Genomic DNA, 5,166 nt, shown 5'->3' on the forward strand with positions numbered 1-5,166 from the left:
TGCATCAACTAAAAGTTGCTATTGATACTTCTATTTATATGCTTAACCAATATAGTGAAAACGATTTAAAAATACAACCGATTCACTCAAAACGATCATTATTTGAAATGTGTGCACATCTTTCTCTTATTTGTCATGCTGATTTACTCATTTTAAATGGTATTTCAGAAAAAGAATTACATACCTTTTATATAGAACATACGCCCGTAACAGTTGCTCACATGCAACAAACGATGATTGAAGGATACAACCTTCTCTCTAAAACATTTCTTTCCTACTCCCAAATAGAATTAGCAAAAGTTATGACTGCCTATTGGGGGATTTCTTATTCGCGATTTGAATGGTTACTTGAAATCGTTGCACACTTTTATCATCATCGTGGACAAATTCATATTTTATTATGCGAGCATATGAAAGATCCTCGCATTCCTTTATTTGAGTGATTTTCCACTCATTCATTAATTATAAATAGAGAAGCTACAAAACCAATAAAAAGTATCATTCCTAATAAAATAAATGTTTGAGCATAACCTCCTATTTTCATAAGATAAATAGAAATGATAGGTCCTATACTAGTACCTAAAAATAAAAGTATATTCCCCTTGCTTTCCCTCCTAATTGACCTCCAAGAGAAACTAAAGACGGAACGGATATAGCAATACCTATTACAAAACAGACACTCATCATTACAAGTAGAGATAGATCTGAAACAAAGCCCATTGAACTTAGACTAAAAATAACAATCAACAATCCCCCTTGAAGAACTTTCCTTACTTCAAACCTCTTTGTTAAAAGACCTGCAAGTGGTGACAGCAACATACCAAACAGCCCTGCTAAGCGAAAATAAAGGATTTGTTCTGCAGTTAAATTGTAAGTAGGAGAGCTCAAATAATTCCCTAAAACAGTATACATATTAACAAAAGCCATTATTAAAACAGGATTTTTCACACTGACTAACTATTAGTTTTAAATAATTCGCAACTTCTTTAAGGCATAAGAAATTCCGCCTTCACTCGCCTTCGTTGTAACGAAATCAGCCCTTCTCTTCAACTCCTCTCCACCATTTCCCATCGCAACTCCTAATCCTACATACTGCAACATCTCAATATCATTTCCACCATCGCCAAAAGCAACGGCTTCTAATTTACTAATGTTTAAATGTTCCAATACTTTTTGAATTGCAGTTAGCTTCGATACTTTACTATCTTCCAATACATTTATAACGTAACCATGAAAACGCTCAAACGTAAGTGCTGGATATCTTTCAATGAATTTTTGAGCTTCTGTATCATCAGCATACAGACATATGCAATACATCTCATCTGATAAGTTTCTAACTTTGTCAGGATACCGCTCTAAATTTAAAGTTTCATTTAACGCTCGCATGACACGTTCATCTTTGGAAGCAATATTATTCATTGCAAATTCTTCTGTAAAGTAAGAAACACTGTGACCATGTAATTCAGCAAAATTTGAAATATCATGAACGATTTCGCTTGAAAGTACTGATTTATGTATAACTTCTTTCCCACATTTTATATGTGCACCATTTGCTGAAATAAACGTATTTATACCTAGTTCCTTAAATTGTGAGCATAAACTATACGGTCTTCCAGTTGTAACAACTACGTGAATTCCTTTATCTATTAACCTTCGTATCGCTTCTTTTGTACTTTCGTGCATGCTTCTATCAATCTCACTTAATAACGTACCGTCAACATCGAAAAATACAACTTTGTACATAAGTCTTTACATCCCGTCCAAATGATTCGTATCATTAATGAAATGCACCGTTTTTTGTTCACCCTCAATTTCAATTAAACTTATTCCCGTATCTCCCATTTTGAAATAGTAGTCCATTGAAATTGGCATTTTGAAAAATGCACGTAATAGACTATTAATTACGCCTCCATGGGCAACAATTGCAATTCGATCATATGTATTCTCTATCATAATTTTAGAAAAGATTCCTTCTATTCTCATTCGAAACTCAATAAATGATTCTCCGTTTTCAAAACGGTCATGAAGAAACTTTGGCTCTGGATATTTCTTTGCTTCTTCAAATGATAAGCCTGCTTGCACTCCATTATTAAACTCCATTAATTCCTCTTCTAATTGAATTGGACAACCAATTGCTTCTGCTAATATTTCACCCGTTTCACGAGCGCGTTTTAATGTGCTTGCCCAAATGAAATCTGGCGCAAAATCTTTTTTCACTTTCTGTACAAGTCTTTGTACTTGTTGTCTCCCTTTGTCAGTTAACTCAAAATCAGCTCGACCTTCATGCACATGTAAAATATCAGCTTCTGATTCTCCGTGGCGTATTAGTAGTATTTGCATGTTTCTCTCTCCCTTTATTTAACATTCATAAAATTCCATTATATCACTTTTTAAGATTCCAAAATAAAAAAGGAACGGTCTCCCGTCCCTCATCCATTCACTTTTTCCGCATCATTCCAATAATATTTACTAAACGCTTCTGTTAACACATCAATTGTGTTATATAATTCATCTAACGTATTATCAACACCACCAACTTCAATTAACATCGCATTTTTCGATAAATCTTGGTTATAAACGCCATTTCCATCTTTTTTATACTTTGGAAAAATCCCTCTACTTAATCCGTAGTAGTTTTCATCTAAATAACTATTGATGGCTCTTGCAATTTTTTCATTTTCAGCACGGCCTTCATTTTCCATCCCAATTATAAAATATAATCTTGCATACGATTTTCCGTTAATTACTTTTGTTGTTACTTTCTTACGCTGATCGTCACGGTGTATATCAATTGGAAACGCAATTTTATTATTTTGTGCTAATGCTTCTTTTACATATTCATGAGACGCTTTATATGATTGCGGCCATTTCCATTTTTTACTCGCTAATAAATCCCCCATATTCGTTTTATCGTGAACTACCGGAATTCCTTGTCCTTCAAGTTGCTCTTTCATACGTTTCCCTAGTAAAGACACATTTACATCTGGACTTGATGGATCCGTAGCCCCTGGTAATAATGGAAAGAAGGATTCCCAGCTATGTGTATGATAAATATATACTGCACTTTCACCTTTTTTCGCTCCGTTCTTTTTCTGAACCGGATTATTCTTTTCCGCTTCTGTAACTTTATCTTTTGCTACTTCCCTTTCTTTCGTTACTTCTTCAATCGGTACACTAGATTCATTTGGGATATTCGTCAAGTTTGTCCCTTCACCAGCTACGATAATATTAGAATAATACTTTGACATACCAGGTACTTCTTTACCGACGAATGTTCTTAAATCTTTAATTTTCAAATCTGTCGCAATAGAGAACATTAAATTTCCAACTGACTCTCTTTTATTCTTCTTAAAATAATCAAATCCGTAATAGCGATTCTCACTTTCTATCATTTGAACAAAACCTTGCATCGATACTTTTCCAAACCATTGATTTGCATAATTCGATTTCATTGTATGTAAAAATGACGTCAAAATCGACGCTATCATAATTACTATTAGCGCATATAAAAGGAGTAACGAAATCAGTTTCTTCCCATGTATTCGAGTTGCATACTTTTTCACTGCATCACCTTCTTTATACATGGATATGTACAAGCTTTTCGGAATATACGCAAAAAAAGAGAAATGGTATCCCATTTCTCTTCCTCACTTTTATTGTTCTTTTCCTGTATCATTTGAAGGTAGTTTCTTCACTTGTTTTTCTTTAAATATTTCTCCAATTGCCCCAAGAGTACCAAGTGTTTCAATTGCATTAGACGGAATAAAGACTTTATTTGCTGGTCCTTTTGCAACTTCAGCTAATGATTCAAATGATTTGTAAGCAAGTATACGCTCATCCAAATTCGCTTCACGAAGCAATTCAATACGATTTTGTTCTGCTTTTGCGATTTCTTCAATTGCCCTTGCTTCCCCTTGCGCTTCTAATTCTTTTGCTTCTTTTATACCTTCAGCTTCGCGAATACGCGCTTCTTTATCCCCTTCAGCCATCAAAATTTTACTTTGCTTTTCCCCTTCAGCACGAAGGACTTTATCTTGTTTTGCTGCTTCAGCTTCTAAAATAATCGCACGTTTATTACGCTCAGCCTTCATTTGTTTTTCCATTGATGCTTGCACATCTTTTGGCGGGTTAATATCAACAACTTCGACACGTTCAATACGTACGCCCCATTTTTCTGTTGCTTCATCAAGCGCTAAGCGGATTTCTGTTGAAATTTTTTCACGACCAGATAACGTTTCATCCAGTTCCATTTTACCGATAATTTGACGCATCGTTGCTGAAGTAATATTACGAACACCATATTCATAGTTTGAAATACCATATGTCGCAAGTTCTGGTTCAACAATTTGATAGAAAATAATAGTATCAATTTCTACTTGAACATTATCTTTCGTAATTACCTTTTGCGGTGGTACATTCGTTTGTTGAATACGTAAGTCATGATATACACGAACACGATCTACAATTGGTATTAAAATATTTAACCCTGGGTGCATGATACGTTGAAACTTACCAAATCTTTCAACAACCCCAACTTTTTGCTGAGGAATAATTTTAATTGTTAATGCGATAAATGTAACTACAATTAGTGCGAATATAATCGTTAACGTTAATGCTACCATATTTATTCACTCTCCTTTTTCACTTGTAATATAGTACTATGCCTCTTTATAACAACGACTTTTTCTCCAGCATCAATTGAAGAATCTGCAATAGCTGTCCAAGTATCTCCATCCACTTTCACAATACCATTCGCTTCATTTGTAATCGCTTGCATAACAATCCCTTTTTTACCAACAAGCATATCTACTGTATCAGTAAAACCTTTTGCTTCTCGAAAGTTTTTTGAAATTCTTTTCGTAAAGAATGTCAAAGTTAAACTTACAATTGCACCAACAGTAACTTGTAACAGTAGTGCATCAGGAGCAAACAAAGCAATAAGACCTCCGACAACAGCTCCAATTCCAAGCCAAAGCATGTAAAATGTAATCGACAACATTTCTGCGATAAATAAAATACCAGCTATTATAAACCAAATTACCCAAGCAGCCATATGCAACCCTCACTTTCTTTCTCATTTTCTATATGTATATGAAGAAAAGAATGGTTTATCCGCCCTTTCTTACACTTGGGCGTTTGCTACAAGCTATTGTACATACTCACTGT

The 5,166-nt window shown here is 34.4% G+C and carries 6 protein-coding genes and 1 pseudogene; 1 reads left to right on the plus strand and 6 read right to left on the minus strand.

What is annotated here, in order from left to right:
* Positions 1 to 443: DinB family protein (locus tag ACQGS6_RS22555; protein WP_426965634.1), on the plus strand; the 443-nt coding region annotated here is incomplete at its 5' end.
* A gap of 8 nt (positions 444 to 451) precedes the next feature.
* Here the strand turns inward: ACQGS6_RS22555 and ACQGS6_RS22560 are convergent.
* The 6 genes and pseudogenes from ACQGS6_RS22560 to ACQGS6_RS22585 all read right to left on the minus strand — a co-directional run.
* A pseudogene (locus ACQGS6_RS22560) lies at positions 452 to 936 on the minus strand (MFS transporter); the annotation flags it as partial.
* Between the two features lie 30 nt (positions 937 to 966).
* On the minus strand, positions 967 to 1,743 hold the full coding sequence (locus ACQGS6_RS22565) for a Cof-type HAD-IIB family hydrolase (RefSeq protein WP_098940745.1): 777 nt from the start codon (positions 1,741 to 1,743) through the stop codon (positions 967 to 969).
* Positions 1,744 to 1,749: 6 nt separating this feature from the next.
* Positions 1,750 to 2,340 carry a histidine phosphatase family protein gene (locus ACQGS6_RS22570; protein ID WP_001166433.1) on the minus strand — a complete coding sequence of 197 codons (591 nt, stop codon included), beginning with the start codon at positions 2,338 to 2,340 and terminating at the stop codon, positions 1,750 to 1,752.
* Positions 2,341 to 2,429: 89 nt separating this feature from the next.
* A complete protein-coding gene (gene spoIIP, locus ACQGS6_RS22575) occupies positions 2,430 to 3,638 on the minus strand; it encodes a stage II sporulation protein P (protein ID WP_002098533.1) in 1,209 nt (402 codons plus the stop codon).
* 15 nt (positions 3,639 to 3,653) lie between these two features.
* Complete coding sequence (locus tag ACQGS6_RS22580) at positions 3,654 to 4,622, minus strand: SPFH domain-containing protein (RefSeq protein ID WP_000226253.1); 969 nt, start codon at positions 4,620 to 4,622, stop codon at positions 3,654 to 3,656.
* Positions 4,623 to 4,624: 2 nt separating this feature from the next.
* Positions 4,625 to 5,053 carry an NfeD family protein gene (locus ACQGS6_RS22585; RefSeq protein ID WP_000741974.1) on the minus strand — a complete coding sequence of 143 codons (429 nt, stop codon included), beginning with the start codon at positions 5,051 to 5,053 and terminating at the stop codon, positions 4,625 to 4,627.
* Positions 5,054 to 5,166: the final 113 nt, after the last annotated feature.

Origin of the sequence: Bacillus sp. GMs2/2 (genome assembly GCF_050172095.1) — a bacterium.
Classification (GTDB): Bacteria; Bacillota; Bacilli; order Bacillales; family Bacillaceae_G; genus Bacillus_A; species Bacillus_A cereus.